This window comes from Methanobacterium sp. BAmetb5 (assembly GCF_003491305.1).
GTDB lineage: Archaea > Methanobacteriota > Methanobacteria > Methanobacteriales > Methanobacteriaceae > Methanobacterium.
Genome location: NZ_CP022706.1, coordinates 577501 through 601006, shown reverse-complemented (window position 1 = coordinate 601006; position 23506 = coordinate 577501). Strand labels below are relative to the sequence as shown.

Sequence of the window (23506 nt, the reverse complement as noted above, 5' to 3'; positions counted from 1 at the left end):
AGATTAGTCTGTTTAAAGATTAAATTCATTTTCTTACCCAGAGAAAAATTATTAAATAAATTATTTGAATCAAAAAAATGGGGATTTATACCTTGTTAACCGTTTCCATAATACGTATTGGTTTGTTACCACTGTTACTGAATATCTTCTTTTCAGTCTTTAACTTCACTGTGTCGCCATCTGAGGCACCGTAATCATTTTCCACCACGTATATATCAGGTTTCACATTGGATCGTATGTCATATTCCACCTTTACGTAGGCCATCTTCTCGCCAGTTTCAATTACCACTCCGTAGGTAAAGTCCCGGTGGTATCGTATCCTGAAGAGAAGGTAAACTACGGCCACGGCGACAATGGCAAAGATAAGGATAGTTAAGGATGGGAAATAACTCAATGAAAAGGCAGTCACCAGGGCTGAATTGTTACCTACGATAACCAGGATGATACCCACTGCCAGGTACATCAGGAAGAAATCCCTGTAAGCAGGAAATTCTGAACCATACATGACTTTAACCCGGTTAAACAGGAGATAAATTATATAACCCGCTAATAAAACTCCTAAAATTCCATATAGGATAATGGACAGGAAGTTAAACAGGTATATCACTGATAAAATTAAAAATCCCGATGATAAGAGTTGGAGACGGAATATGGTGTCTTCCTTTTCTTTAGAGGTGAATGGTGTGGATATGAGTAGGACATCAGACTGGGATGACTGTGACGTTTTACTGGTTTCTGTATTGTTTTCAGGAATTTTTCTTTCTGAGGGAGGGGTTTGGGCATTTTGGTAGTTCTTGGTGTCCAGATTGTCCTTCACTCGGGATACATTTTCCTTAAGCTTTTCTGTATCGATTTTATCTTTAATCTGGCCACGGTCAATGTTACGTAGTTTTTGGGGAATTTTGGGTATGGACAGGATAACTGCACCCAGAAGTGAGAAAAATCCAATTATCAAATCTCCAAATTTACTGAACACTCCCATAGTATTACCACTCTAATTTTCCTAATCGTAAATTAAAATTCTAGTTTTTAAAATATCTAATTCTTCTCATGGTAAATTAAAATAAAAATATTAAGTTACCTGTTTTTAGTTCATTTAATGGCTGATGGTGATGGCCTTTTTACCGACAACCCAGTTCACAGTTACCGTGCTCCATCCCTGGTTGAAGTTGGCATTATCAAAGGTAACATTGTAATTAAGGTCTGAATTTACGTATTTGGTTTCGTTTCCAGATAAAGGAACATTCATTCCAATGTTTTGGGTGTTGTTACCTTGTAAAACCAGATTTAAGGGTATATAAACATTCACAGTTCTTTTTGCCCCTGGACCATTGGCATAAACGAGATCCACAGCGTTAGCTATGTTTTGGATCGCGTTTTTAGCATCAGATGATCGGGAGATGTCCATGGTAGAATTCACAGAACTACTCACCAGTGGTATGGTAACACTGGCCAGAATAATTAGGATCACTACAATTAGTAGCAAATACTCCACTGATGCTTGCCCTTTCTCTTCCATTTCAATCACTACACTTTTCTTAGTTATGAATATGACTAAGGATTAATATAAATATTGGTACTATTCCTGGTCCGAGTAACAAAACATTAGTGGGTCTGGTTTCAACTCGGGGCATCTTTTTGTTGTTCACAGGATCCAGATAAGTATCATCTGTATTATTTGAACTAGATCTCCAATGAATAGGGATATGATGAGTCCGATCAAAATTGAGGGGGCGAAAGGAACTCCTTTTTTAATCTTGAATTCATTTGGGATCTTATTTTCCTGCTTCAATTGTTTTAACAGGTTAATATCATCGTCAGTTAAGCCTGCCGCCAGGGTGCCCACCAGACGTTTACCTTTAGGGGCGGTGACTATGCTGGGGTCCCTTTTTTTAAAGGATTCCTTTACCTTTTGGGTGAAACTCTTATCATCCACAAAGATTTCATCATCATCCTGCTGGTACATATTGTAAGCAGGTATCATTCCTTCCCGGAGTTTATCCAGGGGAACATCATCCTGTAAAGCCTTTCTACTCACAGAAGTCAGGAGTTTCACCACGGTTTCAATGATAATAATGGAGACAAACAGGATAGCCATACTAACAATGGTTATCTGGAAGTTATAGAAAAGTGCAGCCACCGTGACCAGGGATACAACCACGGCCTTAACCTGATTGGGTAGTTTGGATATGAGCAGGGAGAGTAAGTAGATCAAGATTAAGGATATCAGTATAATCTGTAAATGTGTCTGTTGGGTAATAAACAGGGTTATGTTCACAGCAGAGGTTATTACCAGGGTCAATACGATATTTTTACGGTAGTTTTTAACTGGAGCTGTTAGTTCACCCACCAGATGTCGCTTATCTTTGGCTACAATGTAAATGACATAGATCAATAGGAAAGGCAGAATAGACAGGATACTGTTAATGATCACGGTTAAGGGAAAGGGATAAATTCCCAGAACTGGGAATGGCACCTGAAATAATTGATAGGATATCAGTAAGGGATTGAAGGGTAGAAGTGCGGCCAGGGCAGTGAAGAGTTTAACATCCCCTCCAGCCCAGGCACCCATTTTCCACAGCAGGTAGCCCAGTGCAAATATTATCCCGGTAACCACGGCACAGACCACAATGATCCAGACTTCGCCCATTAAAATGGCATAAATCCCATTCAAAACTAATCCAATAGCAATGAGGGGGAAAGTCAACTTATTGGGTATGATTCCACTTTTAAGATCAGAGTAGCTGGCGTACAGGCAGGCCACTATGGCCACCATAGCAGTGATCAGGGGGATATCAATGTACATTTGATTCCTCGGTTTTTATGCCCTTTAATTTCCTGATTTCTGCTTATGGTTTTCCAGTGCCGCCTTTAAAAATGATACAAAGATGGGGTGGGCACTGTTGGGCCTGGATTTGAATTCAGGGTGGAACTGACAACCTAAAAACCAGGGGTGATCCGCCAGTTCAATCATTTCCACCAGGAAATCATCGGGAGATGTTCCGGAAATAATCAATCCTTTTTCCTTTAAAACATCCCGGTAGTCGTTGTTTAATTCAAAACGATGGCGGTGTCGTTCACTGACTTCCTCCTGCTGGTAGGCTTCCTGAGCCATGGTATTCTCCTTTAATTTGCAGGGATAGGATCCCAGTCGCATGGTTCCCCCCATGTTTTTGATCTTCTTCTGCTCTTCCATTAGGTCGATCACGGGATATGGAGTCTCCTGGTCAAATTCAGTACTGTGGGCTCCTTCAAATCCATTAAGACGGGCGAATTCAATGACCATGCATTGCATACCCAGACATATACCAAAGAGGGGAACATTGTTCTCCAGGGAGTAGCGCACAGCTTCCAGTTTCCCGTTTATTCCCCTTTCACCAAATCCGCCAGGTATTAAAATAGAGTCAAGGTGGCTTAATTTATCTTCATCAATGTCATTTTCAGCCTGTATCCATTCAATGTTTACCTTTACTCCCAGATTGGCAGCAGCATGTTTTAATGATTCCCGAATGCTCATGTAGGCATCTTCTAGCTCCACGTACTTACCAATAATTCCCACACTGACTTGGTAGGCATCCTGTTTGAGGGATTCAACTACATGTTCCCATTCTGTCAGGTCCTGTTCTCCCGCATCTATCTTTATCCGGTTAATGATGTATTCCCCCACCTTTTCCTTATTTATTATGAGGGGAACTTCGTAGATGGACCCCACATCAGGGGTGTTAATCACTGCTTCCCTTTCCACGTCACAGAAGTGGGCTATCTTGTTTTTAAGTGGTTGATCAATTGATAATTCGGACCGGCATATGATCATGTCTGGAATTATACCGGTGCTCCGGAGTTCTTTGGTGCTGTGCTGAGTAGGTTTGGTTTTAAACTCACCAGCAGCCCGCAAGTAAGGTACGTAGGTCACATGGACGAACATCACATTGTCATGCCCTTCTTCGTTTCGGAGCTGTCTCAGGGCCTCCAGGAAGGGTTGGCTTTCAATGTCCCCTACTGTTCCTCCTACTTCTACCAGAATCACTTCTGCATTGCTCTGGTCGGCTATTTTTCGCACCATATCCTTTATTTTGTTGGTTATGTGGGGGATGATCTGCACACAGGAGCCCAGGTAATCTCCTTTTCGTTCGTGGTTAATAACCGAAGAATAAACTTTCCCGGTGGTAATGTTGGATTCACCGGAGAGATTCACATCTAGAAAACGTTCGTAATGCCCCAGGTCCAGGTCAGTTTCCATACCATCCTCAGTTACGAAAACCTCACCATGCTGATAGGGGTTTAAGGTACCGGAATCCCAGTTAAGATAGGGGTCAATCTTGATAGCAGTTACATCCACACCGTATGATCTTAAAATTCTACCAATAGAAGCCGCTGTTATTCCTTTTCCAATTGAACTTACTACACCACCAGTAACTACTATGTATTTAGACAGAAAAACCATCTCCTTAAAAAGATTTTAACATTATATTAACGTTGTAACATTGTAAACTTTCTTCTGAGCGTTAAATAAGTATAAATAAGTGATTTAACACTGCTAACAGGCTTTAATAGATTTATCTTTAGGTTCCCGGGAAAGGTTCACCTGTTGAAACTCTAATAGGAACATCTATGTATATGTAAATATCATTAAAAAACATTTGCGAAAAAGGCCATTGATCTTGGGATCAGTAGTAGACCCCTTTCAATTTTAGAACTTTATTTATTTTCTAAATCATTCAGGGGGAATATAAATGCAGTGTTTTCTCATGGGCTAGATATTCCCTACTATCATCCAGTGCTGTTAACTCTTTTAAATTGTATTTCCTCTCCAGAGCTTTTAAAATAAGGTGATCTGCCAGATGGGGATTTTTAGGCAATAACGGGCCGTGGAGATAGGTTCCAATGCAGTTGTTATAAACCATGCCCTCCTCCTGGTCCTGACCATTGTTACCATAACCCACCACCACCCTTCCCAGTGACTGGTGATCATGATAGGTACGGCCCCCGTGGTTTTCAAAGCCCACCAGTGTCTCGGGAGTAAGACCTAAATTGTTTTTTATAATTATGTTCCCAATGAGTCTTCCTCCTTCACTACGGGTATGGTAATCAAATATCCCCAAACCAGGAACATCATTTCCCTCGGCATCAATGTACTTCTCACCCAGAAGCTGATATCCCCCACATATGGCCAGTACAGGGGCTCCATTTTCAATTAAATCACTCATTACATCGGTGTACTTTAGGAGGTGAGAGTAAACAATATTTTGCCCCCGATCTGAGCCTCCTCCAATGAAAAAGAGGTCACCGTCTTCCAGTGGCACCTCCTGGTTCATGCCAAAACCCACCACTTCCACCTTGATGCCCCTCCACTGGCATCGCTGGGTCAGACAGGTTACATTACCCAGATCACCGTAGAGATTCAAGAGATCCGGATACATATGATATATCTTCAATTCCATGATAATCCCCTATATTTCATTAAATGTGTTAAATCTTTAATTCAATTATTCATATTATTCTGTAAAATCCTTCAGGATGCCAATTAAGTTCCAATATAATGTTATCGGCCAGGTAACTTCAAATTCTTCAGGTATTCGCGGATCATGGACATCTTCTTACTGGAACCTTCCAGGCGTGCCAGTACCAGTTCACGGGCCTGAAACACGGCAGTGTAAGTGGGTAACAAGTAAACGATTTCCACATCTTCATTCAACACTTTCCCTATGGCCTGGTCCATGGCATCATCCACTTCCACCAGTTCCACAGGGACTCCGGCGTATTTAAGTCGCAGGGCAATATCTTCGGCCCGGCGGCCAGAACAGTAAATTTTTTTGATATTTTTCACATTACCCATCTTTTCCACTTCAGCATCCCATATCCAGGATACATCCTTCCCATCCGCGGGGTTGTCATTGAGTACAAATAGCATTGATTTTGTCCGTTCATCCAGTGACACGCTGTTTATGGTTTCACTGAGTCCAATGGGGTTCTTAACTAGGGCAATTTTTGTGATTTTCTCCGGGAACTGGAAATTCTCCATCCTGCCCAGATGGTACTCAAAGTGTTCAATGGAATGGGAAACCCGGTCCAGGGGTAAGCCCACCTCCAGAGCAGTGGTCAGTGCTGCACAACAGTTATAAGCATTGTAAATTCCCTCATACGGGAATTTTATGTCTTTTATCTTTTCATCTTTGTCCATAAACTGGTAATGGTACTGGTGGTCCTGGTAATCAATCCCGGTTATCTGATAGTCATACTCCGGATTGGAAAAACCACAATCTGGGCAATGGTATCCGCCCAGTTGTCCATAATTATAATAATCATAGTCCAGGTAGCTGCTACATGCCGGGCAGAATCGGGATTCCACAATTTTCTGTTGGGTGGTACTTTGCTGGTTGTGGGCCACCCCATAGTAGATGTTCCTTTTATGGAGTTTTCGGAAATTGGAAACCAGAGGATCATCAGCGTTAAGTATTAACGTTGTATCCAATGGTTCCAAGGCTTCCAGTATGTCCTGAAATGCCTTTTCAATCTCACCGTATCGGTCCAACTGGTCCCGGAAGAAATTGGTTACCAGGACGTAATCTGGTTTCAAGTGTTGGGTAACTCTTTTAAACGAACCTTCATCCACTTCGAAGATTCCCCAATCGTATTCCTTCCTTCGGTCATGTAAAAAGGCACTAACCAGTCCCTGGGGCATGTTAGCTCCCCGTAAATTGGAAAGAACCCGGGTGTATTCCTCCCTTAAAATATGGTTGAGGAGGTTGTTGGTGGTGGTCTTACCGTTGGTACCGGTGATGATGATCTTGTTCTGGCAGCGTTCATCCAACAGTTTCAGGATATCAGGGTAGATAGTCATGGCTACCTTACCCGGCATGGCACTGGCACTGCTTTTAAGGATCCTTTGAAGAACGAACGAGGCTACATTGCCGGCGAAAACTGCTAGATAATATCGAAATCTGGAGTAACTTATACCTAATCCCACCTTTGATCTGTACTACTTGTTTTAACTCCTTTAAATAAAGGGTATTCTGATTTATTTTTATTTAACATTTTTTTAGTTATTAGTTTCCCTGTGAGCTATTCATTTTTTGTATTTTCACTGGATTTTGGAAGGTTCAGGAATAAATTCAGGAATTTATACCCTTCCATGATATTTTTAGAACTTTCATTAAATGATTTTAAGATTGATGGTTCGTCGTACTTTTCAGTGGCATCGGCCCGGCAACCAGGAGTGTACATGGCATAGGGAATTGGATTAGAGGTGTGTGTTCGGATATTTATGGGTGTGGGATGGTCGGGTAGGACAGCCAGAGCATAATCATCCATGGATGGGAGTCCTTTTATCAATTTTCCCAGTATGCGTTGGTCAATGCGTTCTATGGCTTTTATTTTTTCATAAATATCACCAGCATGGCCTGCTTCATCCGGAGCTTCTACATGGATAAATATCAGGTCATGTTCTTCCAGAGCTTCCAGTGCATATTTAGCCTTACCACAGTAATCAGTATCATAAAACCCGGTAGCCCCGGGAACATGGATATTGGTCAGCCCCAGATAAGTTCCAATTCCTTTAATAAGATCCACACCCGTGATGGTGGCGCCCTTAAGGTTATATTTTTCTTTAAATAATGGTAACTGGGGTTGGGGGCCCTGTCCCCATAACCAGATCATGTTGCCTGGTTTTTTCCCATCTTCGATCCTTTTTTGGTTGGTGGGATGCTTTCCCAGCACATCGAAGGACTTATACATCAATTCATTCAATTTCTGTGCTAAATTGTTTAGAACCTCTCTATTTTCCACAGATTTATCTGCATCTTCACCAACTTTTAGAAGATGTTCCTGAATGGGTTCCCCCACCACATCATGGGGTGGTGTTGATTTAAGTTGAGATGCAGTTTTATCATTGTAAATAAATAAATGCCGGTAGCTAGTTCCCAGGTAAAATTTTCCGTAGCTATATAACCTTTGATTTAAGCTCTCAATGAGCTGGGCAGCCTCGATGGTGCTGATGTGCCCGGCATTGAAGTCAGCTAAAAGCCCATTTTCACAGGTGATGAAATTGCAACGGAATGCTATGTCATCTTTTTTCATTTTAGCTCCTATACTGGCTGCTTCCAGGGGGCCACGGCCAGTGTAGTACTTTTTGGGATCATAACCCATAATGGACAGGTTGGCCACATCAGACCCCGGTTCCATTCCTGGGGGGACAGTTTGCAGCATGCCACAGGTCCCATTTTTAGCTAAAAAATCCATGTTAGGGGTTTTAGCTTTTTGTAATGGTGTTTTACCATCCAATTCCTCTAATGGTTCATCTACCATTCCATCCCCAATAACCACAACGTATTTCATTAAATTTATCTCCTCTAATCAGTTGATCATTAATTGATAAACATTCTCTTTAAATAGTGGACATTTCAATTAATTATAATTTATTTTTGTAAGAGAAATAAAACTCCGGTAGTGTTTAATTGAACTTTCCAGTCACTACAAAAATAAAAATAAATTCATAGGAAGGGAGAATTTTATTTCCTTACCTTCCAGACACTGATGATATCACTCAGTATGGCCGATGCAGTTTCTACTGATCCCGCACCCTTACCCACTACGGTTACCTCATCAGCCAGGTCGGTTTTGAGGGTGGCCAGGTTGAGGGTTCCCTCCACTGCCAGGGGAGATCCCTGACGCACCAGGCGGGGTGATACCTCCAATGTATCTGGTGAAGCTTCACCAATGAGTTTAATTAGCATTCCTTCCTTCTTAGCTAAGGCAATTGATTCGGTGGTTATCCTTGATATCCCCTCAACTTCCACATCTTTGAGGGTTGCCGGTAGGTTTAGAACAGAATTGGCCAGTATAACTATTTTACAGGCAGCATCAATACCTTCCACATCCTGGTAGGGATCAGTTTCTGCTATTCCCAATTCCTGGGCTTCAGAAAGGGTCTGTTCGTATGATGATCCTTCATTGGCCATTCTGGACAGAATGTAATTGGTAGTCCCGTTTAGAATTCCGAAGATAGATTCAATACTGCATCCGGCCAGTGTTTCGTGGGCAAAATTAATGATGGGCATGGCTCCCCCAACTGATGCTTCGAATTTAAATTCCACACTGTTGGACTGTGCAGTGGTGGCCAGTTCCTGGAATGATAGGGCCAGGGGTCCCTTGTTGGATGTTACCACGTCTTTACCATCTTCCATGGCTTTGATCATGTGGCTGCGTGCTGGTTCGCCATCGTGTATATCGGTGGGGGTAACTTCTACCAGGCAGTCGTACTCTACTTCGTCCAGAATGTTAATGCTCTCCACACCAGGTATGCCGTATTCAGGGAAAGAAGATATTTTACCGGTTTTTTCCTTGGTTTTGAGAAGTAATTCTTCGTCTAAACCATCCGGGTTTATGGCCGCTCCCGAACGATCACCCACCGCCACGATAGAGGGGTTGAGACCATATTTTTTCTTTAAATAATCTTTTTTCACCGACAGGACCCGGGCCACGCCCTGTCCCACTGCTCCAAAACCTAAAATAATAATTTTCATGGGATCACCATTTATCTCTAGAATTTGCACTTTTCTAGAATTCATAATCATTTAAACTTCGTTGATAACCAGGAAGCCTTTCTGATCCCCAACTTCTTTGATACTTTTGAGTATTTTCTTTTTATGTCCAAAATCTGCTTCCATAACCATCTTGGTGGCTGAGTTCTTGGGATCATCAGACATTTTAAGATCCAGATCCGCCACCTTTACACCCTCCAGCTGGTTCAGGAGAGTTACTGTTTCCTTAACGTCCTCCTCCACAATATCCCCCACCAGAATAGTGGTGATCTGCTCCTTACGGAGAACACCATCCACTGCCATTATCTGAATATCTTTGGCTTCTAGGGCATCCATAACCATGTCCAGGGTTTCTTTATCCCCTTCTATGGTTATCTGTACTGGAACTGTTCCTCGTTCTGTTTTAACATCTCTCTGATGTATTACTGCCACTATGTTGGCCCCTAACCTCCCCATTGGTTCAAGAACTTCTAATAATTGTCCTGGAACATCTGGCAGATCTAAAACGAGATTAAATCTCATTTTACCCACTTTCCTTTCTCGGCTATAAGGTTACCCTCTTCATCCACATGGGCGTTACGCATAATTTTGGCAGAGTCCTTATCCTCAGCACAGTCTTCCCTGGATAGATTCACATTATCCACCATGTAATGGGTCTCTTCCAGTTCTGGTATGTTTTTCAGGGCATCAGAAAAGCTCTGGAGTATCTCTTCAGCCTCTTTTTCAATTTTCAACTTATTCACTCCTGACCTTTATATTAATAATAATCATGGATTTAACTGGTAATGAATTTGTATCAGGTTATTGGTATACACATTTGTATACATGGATTTAAATATCTATAAATTTATGCTTTGTAGAAACCCTAATTTTTTTATTTGAAGACAGGTTTTTTTTGTAATAAAAAAAATTTGTAAGTTTTAAGTTGTGTTTTCCTGTTTTCACTTGAAATTACACTTGCATATTTTTAAAACAGGTTGATAAAGTATTTATAATGATAAAGGGGAATAATATTATTATGATTCGCAAAATCTATTATTCCCCTGTTCATATTGGGGTTTCAAAGCAGTTAAATCTTTCGGATTTTGGTTTTAAAAATTCTAATATTCAATGTTTAAAAAGATTTTTAAACAAGAATAGCAAATTTAAAGAAAATAAACTGGTGGAATTCATTGAAAGGACATACTATTATGTTAAAATAGCGATAAACAAGTATTCTAATGCCTTTTCAAACCATTTATATTCACAACATACTTTATTCACGATATTAGCAATGAAAATTTACACAAAATCAACATATCGTGAAATCACTGATGTTATTGATGTATCGGACGTAATTAAGAGATATTTGAGAATAAAAAAGGTTCCGCACTTTACAACAATCCAAAAATTCTTTAAACGATTACCTTCAGAACAAATTAGAGAAATTAACCAATTAATACTATTATTAAACGATATTAAAGCAGATATAATAGCATTGGACGGCTCTGGTTTTACGAATGATTATGCAGACAAATATTATGCAAAAATACGGCAAAAAGAAAGAAAAAGCTACATAAAAAACCATTTAACAATAGACGTGAAAACACGTCTTATTTTATATTATCAAACTTCGCGCGGACCAAAATATGATACACAATTTGCAAAACCTGCATTAAGACAAATCAAAAAATATAAACCAGATTACATAGTAGCAGACAAAGCATATGACACAGAACCAATAAGAAAATGCATAAATGAAGAAATCAAAGCATTTGACCAAATACCCCTCAAAAACAGAGCAAAAAAAGGACAATACAGACTAAAAAGCCCAACAATATTCCGACACAAAATATACAAAAAAAGAAACAACATAGAAAGCATATTTTCAACAATAAAAAGAAAATTTAACGGCACAAACCACAGCAGAAGCACACAACTATCAAACAAAGAAACCAAACTCAAAAACACAATATACAACATCTACAGAACAACACAAATCAACTAAAAAAAAGGGTTTCTACAAAGCCTAAATTTAAAGGTTTTTTTCAGATTATCCATATATACCTGGTCTTTGAGAACCTTTTTCCTCAGGATTTTATGAATACCTGATCCATACTGGGCGGCCTTCTTGGGACGATTAACAATCTCCGGGGGCACACCCAACTCACGTGCTACTTCCCTTAAGATGCACTTGCGCCGATTGTCCTCAGGACCATTTATCTTGTAATACATAGGTATATCCAGGGCCATATTTATAATTTGAAGATCCAGGTAAGGAACCCTTAACTCCACACTGTGGGCCATGGTTACTTTATCATCACGTTCCAGGTTCACATGGTAAAGGTTCTCCACATCCTCCTGGAGGTCTTCCTGGGCTTTTTCACCCTTCTCCTGATAGAAATCGAGGTAACGGTGGTATCCGGCAAAGAGTTCATCGGCGCCCTGACCAGAAAGTATCACCCTTTGGCCATGCTGGTGGGCCATCTCCGCTGCCAGATATGCAGTCATTCCCACCCCTAATTTCATAACATTCCACTCTTCTATAGCATTTAATACAGGGGGACTGTATTCTCTCACCACTTGTTCGTCAACTATTCTGGTGTGCAGAGGAAGCCCTATATCACAGGATACATTATGGGCAAAGAGCAGATCAGGGGAATCCTCACTACCCACCGCGTATAGATCAGTTTCAATCCCCAGATCCGCACATATCACCGCCAGAATAGTGCTATCCACTCCTCCTGAAAATAATATTCCCACTTTATCCAGGCCAAGGGTTCTTTTCTGAACAGATTCCTGGATATGATTCTTTAGACTTTCTTTGAGATATTTTTTTGAGGGGGGGGTTACTATTTCTGATCTACTAATGGAATGATTGTTTTTCCAAGATAACCTTCCAGGTAGTTCTACCAGTTCCTGATTATGTAACATGTATTTAGGTGGCAAACTGTGGGTTTCGTCTATTCCCACTGTCCACAATGCTTTTCTTTCAGAGGCAAAAGCAAAAATACCATCATTTTCTCCATAATAAAGTGGTTTCACTCCCAATGGGTCCCGAACAGCCACCAGGTCTTTACCATCGTAGGCACAGAATGCATAATCACCATCCAATCGTTCCACAACCTTGGGAATCGTTTGCGATAACGAACCATGGTAATAATGGGTGATGAGGCCTAAAACCACTTCTGAATCACTATCAGTTTCAAAATTGTAGTTTGATTCATTTTTAAGCCCAGAATATAGTTGGTAGTGATTATATATCTCGCCATTACAGACGAGAACAATTTTCCCCTTCCTTAACGGTTGTACAACTTCTGATCCCACAATAGATAGAAGATTATGTCCCAAGCCGAAATTTCCAGGAGGTACAGTAAGTTCTTCCAGATTTCCATGGGAAATTACACCATCCACGAAAACGCCGGATTTATCAGGTCCGCGGTGTTTAAGGGTTAATAGCATTCTGTACAGTTCATCCTGAACATTTTCGCCGATGATACCAGTTATTGCACACATAATTAGTAATTCCAGATTTTTTAAAGATTTATTTTAATTTCAAAGTAGTTTGATCCCTATCTCAGGTGACATTTAAAGTCAGGTGACAAAAAGTTCACACTGAATAAGATATGGTACTATAAAGGGGGATTATTTAATAATGTTTTGAATCCTTGATATTAAATTTAGGAATTATAGTTTAGAAATTATAGTTTAATTCTTAAATCAGTAAGATAATGTGTTATTCTTATTCAAAATAAAATTAAACCTTCAAAATATTTTTTCTCAAAATTTAAACCCTAAAATAAAAAAAATAAAAAAAGGGGAATTAATAGGTTTACCTTTGTTTGGACACACATATACCGGTGAAAATAGCCAATAAAGCCAGTAATATCCCACCAAGGGGAATCCCAGTAGTTTGCATTCCAATGGTTTTTCCAGACGAACCATAGTATTTGCCCGAACTGGTGTTAGGGTTTGTTGTAGATGGATTATCTGGATCAGATACTGAATAGGGTCGCACAGAAACACTGGCCCGGTTGTTATCCGGGTTGGGGTCGTAATAACCTGCGGCGTAAACTGGGTCGGGATCGGTAATCACGGCTTCAACTGTCATCTGCACGTTGGAAACCATGGCCTGCATTACCAAGTGCATAACTGCCAGGGTATTGGTGGCCATGTAACCTATACTCCATAAACCAGTAGTTGAATTAAAAGCACCATTAGAGTCATCGGAAACGTAACGAAGCCCGGCTGGTGCAGTGAAGTACACTTTCACATTAGGACTATCGTCCGGTCCGTAATTGTGTGCGGTCAAGGTAAATTCAACATAATCCAGATATTGGGGGTAGGCATTGTCCACGGTAATGGCAATTCCCAGGTCAGAAGATGGTGGTACAGTGATTGTGGTGTTAATTTCGTTGTTGGTGCTGTTTTGATCGTATTCAGTGGCAGTTACGTTAGCGATGTTGGTTATGGTAGTGTTGGATACGATTACCTGTGCCAGGATGTGTAGCACGGCATTTGCACCGTTGGCTAAGTTGCCAATGGTCCATAGGCCGGTGGTGGGATTGTAGGATCCGTTACTGTTGTCTGAAATGTAACGCAGGCCAGTAGGCAGCACATCGTGTGAAACCACACCAGTTGCATTGTCCGGTCCGTTGTTGTGTACAGTTATGGTGTAAGTGATGGTCTCTAAGTAATCTGGTGTAGAGTTATCCACGGTTTTGGTTATGGTTAGGTCGGATGCGGGTGGTACGGTGATGGTGGTGTTGGTCTGGTTGTTGGTGTCATTATGGTCGTAATTGGTTCCATTAACCGTAGCAATATTGGTAATCTGTGTGTTGGATACAATCACTTGGGCCAAAATGTTCAAAATAGCACTCGAACCATTGGTCAACGTTCCTATGTTCCATAAGCCAGTGTTGGGGTTGTAGGATCCATTACTGTTATCAAAGATGTACCGTAGTCCCGAGGATAATATATCGGTTACATTTACGTTGATTGCACTGTCTGGTCCATTGTTGTGTACGGTTATGATATAGGTGATATTATCTAGATAGTGTGGTGTGGGATTATCCACGGTTTTGGTTATGGTTAGGTCGGATGCGGGTGGTACGGTGATGGTGGTGTTGGTCTGGTTGTTGGTGTCATTATGGTCGTAATTGGTTCCATTAACCGTAGCAATATTGGTAATCTGTGTGTTGGATGTAATGACTTGTGCCAGGATGTGTAGTATGGCGTTTGCACCGTTGGCTAAAGTTCCTATAGTCCATAAGCCAGTTGTGGGATTGTAGGATCCGTTACCATCATCAGAGACGTACCTTAATCCAACAGGTAATAGATCCACAGATGTAACTCCAGTTGCGTTATCCGGGCCATTGTTGTGTATGGTTAGGGTGTAGGTGATATTGTCCAGGTAGTGGGGAGTATGGTTGTCTACATCTTTGATAACCTCCAGATCGGATGCTGGACCAACAGTTACCGTCACCGAGTCCTGATCATTACCTGGTTCTGGGTCCTGTTCTGTTCCGTTGATAAGGGCCATGTTGGTTAGGCTGGTATTTGATGCTGTAACTCGTGCCACAATATGTAACACCATACTTTCACCGTTAGCCAGATCACCAATGGTCCAAATGCCAGTTATTGGATCATATGAACTGTTAGAGTCGTCAGATACCCATTCAAACCCTGCGGGTAACAGATCGTTCACCTGAACACTGGTAGCATCATCGGGCCCGTAGTTATGTGCAGTTAAGGTGAAAACCACTTCATTATGGTAGTTGGGATTAGAATTATTCACGGATTTTTCTATTCCCAGGTCAGCGGTGCCGGCATCTAAACCACCCAAGGGTACAGTTGCTTCAGCTTCAGCATGACCTAAGGTTAGAGTCAGTAACTCATAGCCGGGTATAAGATTTAAAAGCTCAATATTCAATGCATCCCCGGAAGCAAAAGCGTAGGTTCCATCAGGGGAAGTAATCTCGGTTTTATCCCCCAAGGCTATTCTAAGCACTCCTGGAAGTTGGACAACTCCAGTTATTCTAAGTTGGTCTAGAATACTTATCCCTAAAAGTCGGATGTCAGCTACACTCCAGTCATAGTGGGCAGTGGCACCTCCAGGTTCACCATTGGCAATGGCCGTTGCCTGGACATTAAAAGCTTCAATTTCCAGTAATCCGCCCAGAACTTCAATGTTAGCTGTGCTACCAACACTGGAAGAACTGGTTAAGGCCCCCGTTATAAAATCGGGTGTTATACTGCTGTTGGCATTGATCACTCCCAGATTTATGAGCTGGATTAGATTCAACAAACTCAGATCCAGGGATATTACGCTGCTTCCTCCACTGGCTGCAGGGGGATAACTGGAATCGGCAACTCCAACTAAAGCCCCTAAATCAAGGCCCAGTAACTGTAGTAGGGCGGGTAAATTCTGGGGAAGTATCCCTCCAGTCACCACTCCCTGACCACCTGTGGAATTAACATTCAATAAACCTGCAAGCAAGTCACCACTAAGCAGTCGAACCTCCAGTGGTATTCCCACACCCTCACTGTAGGGTATCACCTTACTATCAACCCATGCGTTCGACTTTCCGGCGTAAACATCCAGTAAAATTCCTGGAATTGCACCTACATTCAATACATAACTTGAAGCATTGCCACTGTAAGCTGGTAAAGCATATACTCGGAAGTCGGCAGTACCGTAAAGGTTGGGATCAGCGGGGTTGGTTGCATTGGGAGTTACCGTAATCTCTTTAAGATAAGATAAGTAACCGGTCCTGATCGCCGCCACCTTGAATACTGTTCCGGGATTGTTGAAATTTACCTGATAAGAGCCGTCAGCTCCAGTTATTGTTTCTGCCATAAGATTGTCACTGGTATCCCATACCCTGATGGTAACTCCACCTAATCCTGTATTGGAACCGCTTTCAATTACTGTTCCAGATATTATAGGGTCTACCATTGATGAATCACTGTTATTCTCGTCAAATCCTGCCGATGTATCTGATTGTATCCCAGAAATATCTGCAGAAGAATTTACAGGAGTATCACTAGACTCTGCAGCACTAACTGCACTGCAAAGTATCACTGCTAAAATGATTGTCAGAAGAACTGCTCCATGTTTTTCATACTTCACATTTGTCACCTCCTTTTTTGTTTCAAATGGAAATAACTGCTTTAATGCCGTTATTTCGGATGATAATGCATTTGAGTTTAAGATAAGTAAAATGAAGTTAGTTACTTTCAAATTTACATATCTGGTGCAACTCATAATACTAACTGAAGTATCATGCATATCATGTTTGAATAATATCTAATAGTATTTAAATATTATTATTTGAAAATAGTTTAAATCCTCATTAAGCTAATAGAATGCACATATATTTCCTTGATAAAACAATAATCTATTTTAAGATCTATATTTGCAATTAAATTAATTTATGGTCTGATTGACCGGATAATAGGCGTTTGAATTAAGAATTAAAAACCATTTAAAATCAAAGAAAATCTACATTTTTTAATACTCGACTTGGTGATTAATCATGAAATTTAATGGTTAGTGTTGGGGATTAACCCTGTAAAAAGAAATACAATTAAATTTTTCTGGCAATCTTTCATGTATTAATAATGATAGTAGGTAAAATATTTAATATATTAATAATGACAAACAAAATCTCGGGACTGGAACGTAAAAAACAATTTTTTTTGTATATAACAAAAATCAGATATAAAGACAAAAAACAAGTATTTAAGAGGAAAAAATAGCAATTCTTTTTTCTACTTTTCCAAAGGCAAAAATATTCCCATAAAAATTTAAAAGTGGCGCCTCATTATCTCGGTTATTCCGATAGGTGAGATGACATGCAGGCGTCACAGTCAGTGGGCATTTTACCCTTTTCTTGGTGCAACTGACAGAGAACTTCATCAGTTTTCACTTTTCTACATATTTCGCAAACATGTGGTATTATGTCCCGCTGGTTGTACTTTTCTTCCACCAGGCCCTTGGCAAAGTCTTTTATAAGTTTTTGGGTCTCATCGTTGAATTTGATACCGTGTCCTCTTTTATCACTGATGTATTGAGAAACAGCCGGCTGGGTTATATCTAAAAGCTCAGAAATCTCCTTCTGTTTCATTCCCAGGTTCAGGAGTTCCTTGGCCAGTTCGGATCTGATGGTGGGGATAACGTACCACACTACTATTTCACACGGAGGTCTCATTTTAATCACTAATTCCCCTTATTCTAAAATCTTAATTTTATAAAATATTTCATTCATATATCCTTTTTTTTGACAATTCTAATCAATTTATGAGTTTTAAATTCCTTATCTTATTGCACCTATCTTTACTTTAAAATGTAATGTCTTAAATGTGTGTATTATGATAATGGTGATTCTTAATATAAATCTATGTAAATTTAGTGATATTCTTATATCCCTGCTCCTTCTGAGAAAATTTCTTCCATCTCAGTTTTCCGATTTAATAAACCATTAGCTTTCATTACTTGAGATGTAATTCCCAGTTCTTTGATCTGGGCTTCCATTTCATTCTGACGTTTTAAAAGCAGGGTGATAACTTCGGCCACTGGATCCGGTAATTCTCCGTGATCTAGGTCAATGGCGCATTTACGCTGTTCCTGAACCACCCTTCCAGGTATACCCACGCAGGTTGAACCTGAGGGTACGGATTTTAGTACTACTGATCCAGCACCAATCTTAGATGCGTCTCCAATTTTAATGTTACCAATGATCTTAGCTCCTGAACCTATGACCACACCACTGCCCACGGTGGGGTGTCTTTTTGTCTTCTCCAGACTGGTACCCCCCAGGACCACGCCCTGGTAAATCAGTACATCATCCCCCACTTCTGCGGTTTCACCAATAACCACTCCCATTCCATGATCTATAAACACCCTTCGACCAATTGTGGCACCGGGGTGTATTTCAATGCCGGTTAACAGGCGGCTGATGGCTGATGTGAATCGGCCTAAAAATAATAGTTTGTGGTTCCAGAACCAGCTGGCCAGTCGGTGCCACCAGATGGCGTGTAACCCCGGATAGCAGAAGAATATTTCCAGAGTGCTCCGGGCAGCAGGGTCCCGCATACGTACCATTTCCAAATCTTCTCTTATCCTTTCAAACATTATTATTCTTCCTCCTGTTAGAGTTAAATTCTAAATCAGACGGGGTTTTAAAGAAAATATAAAATAACATTCAGCACCGAAGTATTGAATGGATTATCTCCTTTCTTTAGACATTCTAATTTATATTTGAGGGATTGTGTCTTCATAGGTTTTGTAAATTTCTTCGAAAACCCATCCCACACTCAGGTACCGCTCACCGGTATCAGGCAATATGACAACTATTTGTTTGCCTTTGTTTTCTTCACGCTGGGCCAGTTCCACTGCTGCTCTGGTGGCTGCTCCGGATGAAATACCTGCCAGAATTCCTTCTTCCCTGGCCAGTTTTAATAGGTATGCTCCGGCGTCTTCGTCTTTGATGGGAATAACTTCATCAATAAGGTTGGCATCGTATACTTCGGGCACAAATCCGGCGCCAATTCCCTGTATTTTATGTGGTCCTTTTACTCCGGTGGATAGAACTGGTGATGTTGCGGGTTCTACTGCAACTGCTTTGATTTCAGGTTTCTTTTCCTTTAAAGCTTGTGCGAGACCGGTGATGGTTCCACCAGTACCTACTCCTCCCACAACGATGTCCACCTTTCCATCGGTGTCTCTCCAGATTTCCTGGGCAGTGGTTTCCCGGTGGATTTTTGGGTTTGCTGGGTTTTTGAATTGTTGGGGTAGTACTGAGTTTGGTATTTCTGCGGCCAGTTCTTCAGCTTTGGCTACTGCACCAGGCATTCCATCTGCTCCGGGTGTTAAGACTATTTCGGCTCCGAAGGTTGCCAGAAGTTTCCTTCTTTCAATGGACATGGTGTCGGGAATGGTGAGTATTAATCGGTATCCTCGTGCTGCGGCTACAAATGCCAGGGCAATTCCAGTGTTCCCGCTGGTAGGTTCTATTAAAACTGAATCAGGTTTTATGGCTCCTATTTCTTCCCCATGTTCAATTAGAGCTACCCCAATTCTGTCTTTAACACTGCTGATTGGGTTGAATGATTCGAGTTTCACTAAAATTTCTGCATCTAAACCTTCGCTTATTCTGTTTAACCTTACCAGTGGTGTGTTTCCAATGGTTTCAGTTATATCGTTGGCAATTCCTCTTGTTAATTCTGGTATCTTTACCATTTTTTTCACCTTTTATTTTATATAACTCCACTTATATAACTATTGTTATACAACTCATCAAAATAATATCATATAACTATTGTTATATAACAATTGTTATAATTCTCATTGTGGAAAACCCTTTATAAAAGTTTCGGTTATTTGTTGCGTGGTACAATCTTTTGCAAGTTATCATTGGGTAAAAAATAAAAAAGAAATTTTAATACGATATTTCTGGGTTTAATTGGTATTCTGCCATCTTAAGATGTAATTTTGCACTCTGTCAAATATGATGGTGATAAAGATTACCACAATGGCGAGAACAATCATTCCCGCAAGCACACCATCATAATTAGCAAACTGGCTTTGGTACTGGATGTACCAACCGAGCCCAGAACTGGCGCCTACGATCTCAGCTGCAGTTAGGGTTATGAATGATATTATCAAACCAATAAGCGCTCCGGAGAATATTGATTGCATTGAACCTGGCAGCAGTACCTTTTTCATGATGGTTATTTCATCCAATCCCAGTGTCTTGGCTGAGTTTAATATCCGATGATCAATACTAAACACACCGTATATTACACCGACTAATATGGGCCAGAAAGCCCCGATAAATATCAGGAAAGTCGATGAAAGGAAGAAGGAGGGGAGTAATGCTATGGCATACGGCATGTAAACTATGGGAGGAACAGGGGACGCGACTTTGGCGATGGGATAAGCCACATTGTAAACCCGTTTTCTCCATCCTATAACTAAACCAATGGGCACTGCCAGTATTACAGCAAATAAGTACCCGGTACCTAGTATGGAAAGTGAACTGAATATTCCAGTTATTATGTTACTGTAATCCTGGGAATAAACTGCAAAAACTGCTTCAGGTGTTGGGAAAAGAATAGTATCAATCAGGCTTAATCTGGTTGCAACATCCCACAGTAATAACACCAGTCCCAGAACTAGAAAGAGATCCACGGTTTTTTGAGAGTCTTCTCTGTGGATGTATATTTCTATAGCAAATAATAATGTTAATAAGCCCAGTGCAGCGCCAAACAAATTGGTACCTACAGGAATAGAAGTATTGGGCAATACAAATGTGATGGCAAACAGCACGAAGAAGATACCAAACACAAGTAAATGCTGTAAGTTGGTCCTTAATTTGGTTGGAAACCATTGTAATGATTTTTCCTGAAAGCTCATTTTAAATCCCTCAAATGTTTTTCCTGTTCAGCAATGGATTCTAACATCTCATCATGCAGTAGAGAAATGAGTTTTGAACGTAAACTCATATATTCTGCAGATTTTGCAATATCAACCCTGCATCGTGGTCTGGGGAAGTCAACATTTATTATTTCTTTGATTCTGCCGGGGGATGGTGTCATAACCACTATTCTGTCGGAAAAAAACAAAGCCTCATCTACATCATGGGTTACGTAAAGGGTTGTTTCTCGTTTATCACCCCGGGTCCATAGATAAACCAACAAATCTTGCATATAAACTTTGTTTAAGGCATCTAATGCTCCGAAAGGTTCATCCATTAAGAAAGCTTTGGGTTTTATGGCAAACATCCGGGCTATTGCAAGTCTTTGACGCATACCGCCTGATAAAGTTCTAGGGAATTTATCAGCAAACTTGGAAAGTCCCACGGTATCCAGATATTTTTTGGATTTTCTTTTAATCTCCTCTTTACTTAATTTTTTATTGGTGTGTTCAATTGCGAAGTACAGGTTTTCGTAAGCACTCATCCAGGGAAAAAGTGAATAATCCTGAAAAACTATGCCAAAATCTGATCCTGGTTTATTAACTTCTTTATTCTCCACTAAAACTTTTCCTTGGCTTGGTTTTTTGAGTCCTGCTATAATATCTATAAGGGTGCTTTTTCCACAGCCGCTAGGGCCAATAATGGAAACAAAATCACCATCGTTTAATTTAAGATTTATACCGGTTAGTGCTGTAACTTCTGAGTCATCTAATTCAAATTTCATTGAAACATTTTCTATGGTTATATTAGCCATTTTAGAACCTCATAAAAATTTCACGGTTTAAAAAAAAGATAGGGTAAATTAATTAAATTCACGCATCATTTTGGCTGTACTCTGTTTCCAAGGTTTGGTAGTTGGCATTGTTTGGATTTTCTTTTACAATCTGATCCAGAGCTGTTTTATACACAGTTGTGTTAATATATTGGGAAAGATCAGTGTTTCCTGTATTGACATAACCGATCTTATTGAGTATAGCCCAATATTCTAACGTGCCTTTTTTGTTTGGATCTGGTGATAATGAAAGTTTATCATTGTACAATGCAGTTTTTAGCACCCCTTTATCCATATCAACGTATTTAGCAGTTATATTAACGGTTTTATCTGGATTATTTTTGTAGAAATCATAGGCTTTTATCAATGCTCTTTCGTATTTAATCCATTTATCAGGATTTTTTTGCAATGTGGATGTTTTCACGGTTGCTCTGCAGCATGGAAGGTTTGGTATGTAATCGTTTGAGAATTTGACAATTGAAAGATTCTGTTGTTCTGCAGTGTATTCAAATGGTGGCCATACAATACCGGCATCAGCTTTTCCTGATTTAACTGCCTGTATAACATCACCGGGAGTTTTGAATTCCACAATGTTTATTGAACTTTCATTTATTCCAGCATTAAGAAGTGCGGCTTTCCATATAACATCACCAGTAGAAGTTCTTACTGTAGCCACGGTTTTACCCTTGAAATTCTGGATATCTTGCAGTTCTGCAACTTTTCCTGGTGATGATATGACAGCTGAATCTCCAGCCATGATTCCACCTATAACCGAGAGATTTTGACCTTTAGAAATCAAGTTTAGAGGTTCTCCTACCCCACCAGCCATGACATCAATTTTATCCGCTGCAAGTGCATTGTTCTCATCAACAACAGACGAAAATTGGGTTAATTGAACATCTAAACCTTCATCTTTGAAAAATCCTTCCTCGTAGGCTATGAAAACAAGGGCATCACCCGTACTGGGCACATATCCCTGTTTTATAGTGTTTGCACTAGAGGAACTGACAAAATAAGCACCAACAATAACAGCAAGTATAATTATAATGGCTGCAATTCCCACTATTTTTTTATTAACCATATTAATCCCTCAAAGCCTCAAATAGTTCACTTTTCCCATTTAATTCATTATAGTGAGAACTATTAATACCACAGTCGCTCTTTTGATATGATTGGCTATTTTCGTTTATATTGTCAATTTTTTCTAATTTTCTTTTCATTTTCACTATCCTCCATTTAATTGGTTTATATGAAGAGCAGTCTAGACTGAAGAGCGGCTTAAACAATCCATTACTATCGTTATATAACGATCGTTAAATGACTGCATCTTATATAAATTTCACGATTTTTTTTTAACTGTTTAACAGATTTAACCATCCCTTTTTTGAAAATAAGAAAATATATTATTTTTAATCAGGAATAGTCCGTCAATAATCACTTTTCATGTGCAACAAGTGGGATTAGTAAGTGATCCATTTTTAGTATCATGGTTTGCATTTGTGGTTTCATTTAATGATTCACTTTGGTTTGTTGCACCACATTTAACACACGAGGAGTTCTTAGTCATTGAATTAGTACTTGTTCCTGATCCCACAACAGCCAGATAAATTCCAGCTACAAGAACAAGTACTATTATTAAAGCTAAGAAAGTCACATTTTTTTTATTTACCATATCTAATCCCTCAGCTTCTCTTTCATTGTTTGGTGATACTTCATTTATTAAACACCACTTCCTC

Annotated in this window: 22 protein-coding genes (1 of these 22 cut by a window edge); 1 reads left to right on the top strand and 21 read right to left on the bottom strand. The window is 40.1% G+C overall.

Features of this window, described 5'->3' with window-relative positions; translation table 11 throughout:
* Nucleotides 1-85: 85 nt before the first annotated feature.
* The 10 genes from CIT02_RS02830 to gatC all read right to left on the bottom strand — a co-directional run bounded on the left by CIT02_RS02830 (nucleotide 86) and on the right by gatC (nucleotide 10273).
* Nucleotides 86-982 carry a DUF2101 family protein gene (locus CIT02_RS02830; protein ID WP_292613818.1) on the bottom strand — a complete coding sequence of 299 codons (897 nt, stop codon included), beginning with the start codon at nucleotides 980-982 and terminating at the stop codon, nucleotides 86-88.
* Between the two features lie 114 nt (nucleotides 983-1096).
* Nucleotides 1097-1519, bottom strand: a complete 423-nt coding sequence (locus CIT02_RS02825) for a hypothetical protein (protein ID WP_292613816.1) — start codon at nucleotides 1517-1519, stop codon at nucleotides 1097-1099.
* A 126-nt stretch (nucleotides 1520-1645) separates the two neighbouring features.
* A complete protein-coding gene (locus tag CIT02_RS02820) occupies nucleotides 1646-2806 on the bottom strand; it encodes an A24 family peptidase C-terminal domain-containing protein (RefSeq protein WP_048073438.1) in 1161 nt (386 codons plus the stop codon).
* A gap of 24 nt (nucleotides 2807-2830) precedes the next feature.
* Nucleotides 2831-4444: a glutamine hydrolyzing CTP synthase gene (gene pyrG / locus CIT02_RS02815; RefSeq protein ID WP_048073437.1), complete on the bottom strand. Its 1614-nt coding sequence runs from the start codon at nucleotides 4442-4444 to the stop codon at nucleotides 2831-2833.
* A 274-nt stretch (nucleotides 4445-4718) separates the two neighbouring features.
* Nucleotides 4719-5441 carry a type 1 glutamine amidotransferase gene (locus tag CIT02_RS02810; protein ID WP_048073436.1) on the bottom strand — a complete coding sequence of 241 codons (723 nt, stop codon included), beginning with the start codon at nucleotides 5439-5441 and terminating at the stop codon, nucleotides 4719-4721.
* 101 nt (nucleotides 5442-5542) lie between these two features.
* On the bottom strand, nucleotides 5543-6967 hold the full coding sequence (locus CIT02_RS02805; protein ID WP_292613813.1) for a Mur ligase family protein: 1425 nt from the start codon (nucleotides 6965-6967) through the stop codon (nucleotides 5543-5545).
* 95 nt (nucleotides 6968-7062) lie between these two features.
* Nucleotides 7063-8334: a cofactor-independent phosphoglycerate mutase gene (locus tag CIT02_RS02800; protein WP_048085242.1), complete on the bottom strand. Its 1272-nt coding sequence runs from the start codon at nucleotides 8332-8334 to the stop codon at nucleotides 7063-7065.
* A 173-nt stretch (nucleotides 8335-8507) separates the two neighbouring features.
* Entirely contained in the window at nucleotides 8508-9521 is a 1014-nt protein-coding gene (locus CIT02_RS02795) for a homoserine dehydrogenase (protein WP_048073969.1), read from the bottom strand.
* Nucleotides 9522-9572: 51 nt separating this feature from the next.
* Nucleotides 9573-10061 carry an amino acid-binding protein gene (locus tag CIT02_RS02790; RefSeq protein WP_048073434.1) on the bottom strand — a complete coding sequence of 163 codons (489 nt, stop codon included), beginning with the start codon at nucleotides 10059-10061 and terminating at the stop codon, nucleotides 9573-9575.
* A complete protein-coding gene (gene gatC, locus CIT02_RS02785) occupies nucleotides 10058-10273 on the bottom strand; it encodes an Asp-tRNA(Asn) amidotransferase subunit GatC (protein WP_048073433.1) in 216 nt (71 codons plus the stop codon). Before gatC ends, CIT02_RS02790 begins: the two co-directional genes overlap by 4 nt.
* Nucleotides 10274-10557: 284 nt before the next feature.
* Here gatC and CIT02_RS02780 point away from each other — a divergent pair, with 284 nt between their 5' ends.
* Nucleotides 10558-11526 carry a transposase gene (locus CIT02_RS02780; RefSeq protein ID WP_231553394.1) on the top strand — a complete coding sequence of 323 codons (969 nt, stop codon included), beginning with the start codon at nucleotides 10558-10560 and terminating at the stop codon, nucleotides 11524-11526.
* On the opposite strand, the gene asnB is transcribed toward CIT02_RS02780, so the two are convergent.
* From asnB to CIT02_RS02725, 11 genes are all read right to left on the bottom strand, one after another.
* The gene (gene asnB / locus CIT02_RS02775) at nucleotides 11523-13034 is read right to left on the bottom strand and encodes an asparagine synthase (glutamine-hydrolyzing) (RefSeq protein WP_292613803.1); all 1512 of its coding nucleotides are present in this window, start codon (nucleotides 13032-13034) and stop codon (nucleotides 11523-11525) included. The two genes, CIT02_RS02780 and asnB, sit on opposite strands and share 4 nt — an antisense overlap.
* 316 nt (nucleotides 13035-13350) lie before the next feature.
* Nucleotides 13351-16650 carry a carboxypeptidase regulatory-like domain-containing protein gene (locus CIT02_RS02770; protein ID WP_292613801.1) on the bottom strand — a complete coding sequence of 1100 codons (3300 nt, stop codon included), beginning with the start codon at nucleotides 16648-16650 and terminating at the stop codon, nucleotides 13351-13353.
* Between the two features lie 703 nt (nucleotides 16651-17353).
* Complete coding sequence (locus CIT02_RS02765; protein ID WP_292613799.1) at nucleotides 17354-17731, bottom strand: transcriptional regulator; 378 nt, start codon at nucleotides 17729-17731, stop codon at nucleotides 17354-17356.
* 209 nt (nucleotides 17732-17940) lie between these two features.
* Nucleotides 17941-18654 (bottom strand): serine O-acetyltransferase, encoded by a 714-nt coding sequence (gene cysE / locus CIT02_RS02760; RefSeq protein WP_287382299.1) that lies wholly within the window; start codon nucleotides 18652-18654, stop codon nucleotides 17941-17943.
* Nucleotides 18655-18774: 120 nt separating this feature from the next.
* Nucleotides 18775-19761 carry a cysteine synthase A gene (gene cysK, locus CIT02_RS02755; protein ID WP_292613796.1) on the bottom strand — a complete coding sequence of 329 codons (987 nt, stop codon included), beginning with the start codon at nucleotides 19759-19761 and terminating at the stop codon, nucleotides 18775-18777.
* A 219-nt stretch (nucleotides 19762-19980) separates the two neighbouring features.
* Nucleotides 19981-20937, bottom strand: coding sequence for an ABC transporter permease (locus tag CIT02_RS02750; RefSeq protein ID WP_292613795.1), 957 nt, complete (start codon nucleotides 20935-20937; stop codon nucleotides 19981-19983).
* Nucleotides 20934-21752 (bottom strand): ABC transporter ATP-binding protein, encoded by an 819-nt coding sequence (locus tag CIT02_RS02745; protein WP_292613793.1) that lies wholly within the window; start codon nucleotides 21750-21752, stop codon nucleotides 20934-20936. Before CIT02_RS02745 ends, CIT02_RS02750 begins: the two co-directional genes overlap by 4 nt.
* Before the next feature lie 58 nt (nucleotides 21753-21810).
* Nucleotides 21811-22851 carry an ABC transporter substrate-binding protein gene (locus CIT02_RS02740; protein WP_292613791.1) on the bottom strand — a complete coding sequence of 347 codons (1041 nt, stop codon included), beginning with the start codon at nucleotides 22849-22851 and terminating at the stop codon, nucleotides 21811-21813.
* Nucleotide 22852: 1 nt separating this feature from the next.
* Entirely contained in the window at nucleotides 22853-22990 is a 138-nt protein-coding gene (locus tag CIT02_RS02735) for a hypothetical protein (protein ID WP_279845362.1), read from the bottom strand.
* Between the two features lie 221 nt (nucleotides 22991-23211).
* Complete coding sequence (locus CIT02_RS02730) at nucleotides 23212-23442, bottom strand: hypothetical protein (RefSeq protein ID WP_144405545.1); 231 nt, start codon at nucleotides 23440-23442, stop codon at nucleotides 23212-23214.
* Between the two features lie 47 nt (nucleotides 23443-23489).
* Nucleotides 23490-23506: the 3' end of an AAA family ATPase gene (locus CIT02_RS02725; protein ID WP_048073426.1), read on the bottom strand. The gene runs 862 nt beyond the window's last position; only the last 17 of its 879 coding nucleotides appear in the window; its start codon lies beyond the right edge, outside the window — the gene reads right to left on this strand; it ends in the stop codon at nucleotides 23490-23492.

Coding starts and splice junctions, on each gene's coding strand:
- CIT02_RS02830 (WP_292613818.1), bottom strand. CDS start 982: ATGGGAGTGTTCAGTAAATTTGGAGATTTGATAATTGGATTTTTCTCA.
- CIT02_RS02825 (WP_292613816.1), bottom strand. CDS start 1,519: ATGGAAGAGAAAGGGCAAGCATCAGTGGAGTATTTGCTACTAATTGTA.
- CIT02_RS02820 (WP_048073438.1), bottom strand. CDS start 2,806: ATGTACATTGATATCCCCCTGATCACTGCTATGGTGGCCATAGTGGCC.
- pyrG (WP_048073437.1), bottom strand. CDS start 4,444: ATGGTTTTTCTGTCTAAATACATAGTAGTTACTGGTGGTGTAGTAAGT.
- CIT02_RS02810 (WP_048073436.1), bottom strand. CDS start 5,441: ATGGAATTGAAGATATATCATATGTATCCGGATCTCTTGAATCTCTAC.
- CIT02_RS02800 (WP_048085242.1), bottom strand. CDS start 8,334: ATGAAATACGTTGTGGTTATTGGGGATGGAATGGTAGATGAACCATTA.
- CIT02_RS02795 (WP_048073969.1), bottom strand. CDS start 9,521: ATGAAAATTATTATTTTAGGTTTTGGAGCAGTGGGACAGGGCGTGGCC.
- CIT02_RS02790 (WP_048073434.1), bottom strand. CDS start 10,061: ATGAGATTTAATCTCGTTTTAGATCTGCCAGATGTTCCAGGACAATTA.
- CIT02_RS02780 (WP_231553394.1), top strand. CDS start 10,558: ATGATTCGCAAAATCTATTATTCCCCTGTTCATATTGGGGTTTCAAAG.
- asnB (WP_292613803.1), bottom strand. CDS start 13,034: ATGTGTGCAATAACTGGTATCATCGGCGAAAATGTTCAGGATGAACTG.
- CIT02_RS02765 (WP_292613799.1), bottom strand. CDS start 17,731: ATGAGACCTCCGTGTGAAATAGTAGTGTGGTACGTTATCCCCACCATC.
- cysE (WP_287382299.1), bottom strand. CDS start 18,654: ATGTTTGAAAGGATAAGAGAAGATTTGGAAATGGTACGTATGCGGGAC.
- cysK (WP_292613796.1), bottom strand. CDS start 19,761: ATGGTAAAGATACCAGAATTAACAAGAGGAATTGCCAACGATATAACT.
- CIT02_RS02750 (WP_292613795.1), bottom strand. CDS start 20,937: ATGAGCTTTCAGGAAAAATCATTACAATGGTTTCCAACCAAATTAAGG.
- CIT02_RS02745 (WP_292613793.1), bottom strand. CDS start 21,752: ATGGCTAATATAACCATAGAAAATGTTTCAATGAAATTTGAATTAGAT.
- CIT02_RS02740 (WP_292613791.1), bottom strand. CDS start 22,851: ATGGTTAATAAAAAAATAGTGGGAATTGCAGCCATTATAATTATACTT.
- CIT02_RS02735 (WP_279845362.1), bottom strand. CDS start 22,990: ATGAAAAGAAAATTAGAAAAAATTGACAATATAAACGAAAATAGCCAA.
- CIT02_RS02730 (WP_144405545.1), bottom strand. CDS start 23,442: ATGGTAAATAAAAAAAATGTGACTTTCTTAGCTTTAATAATAGTACTT.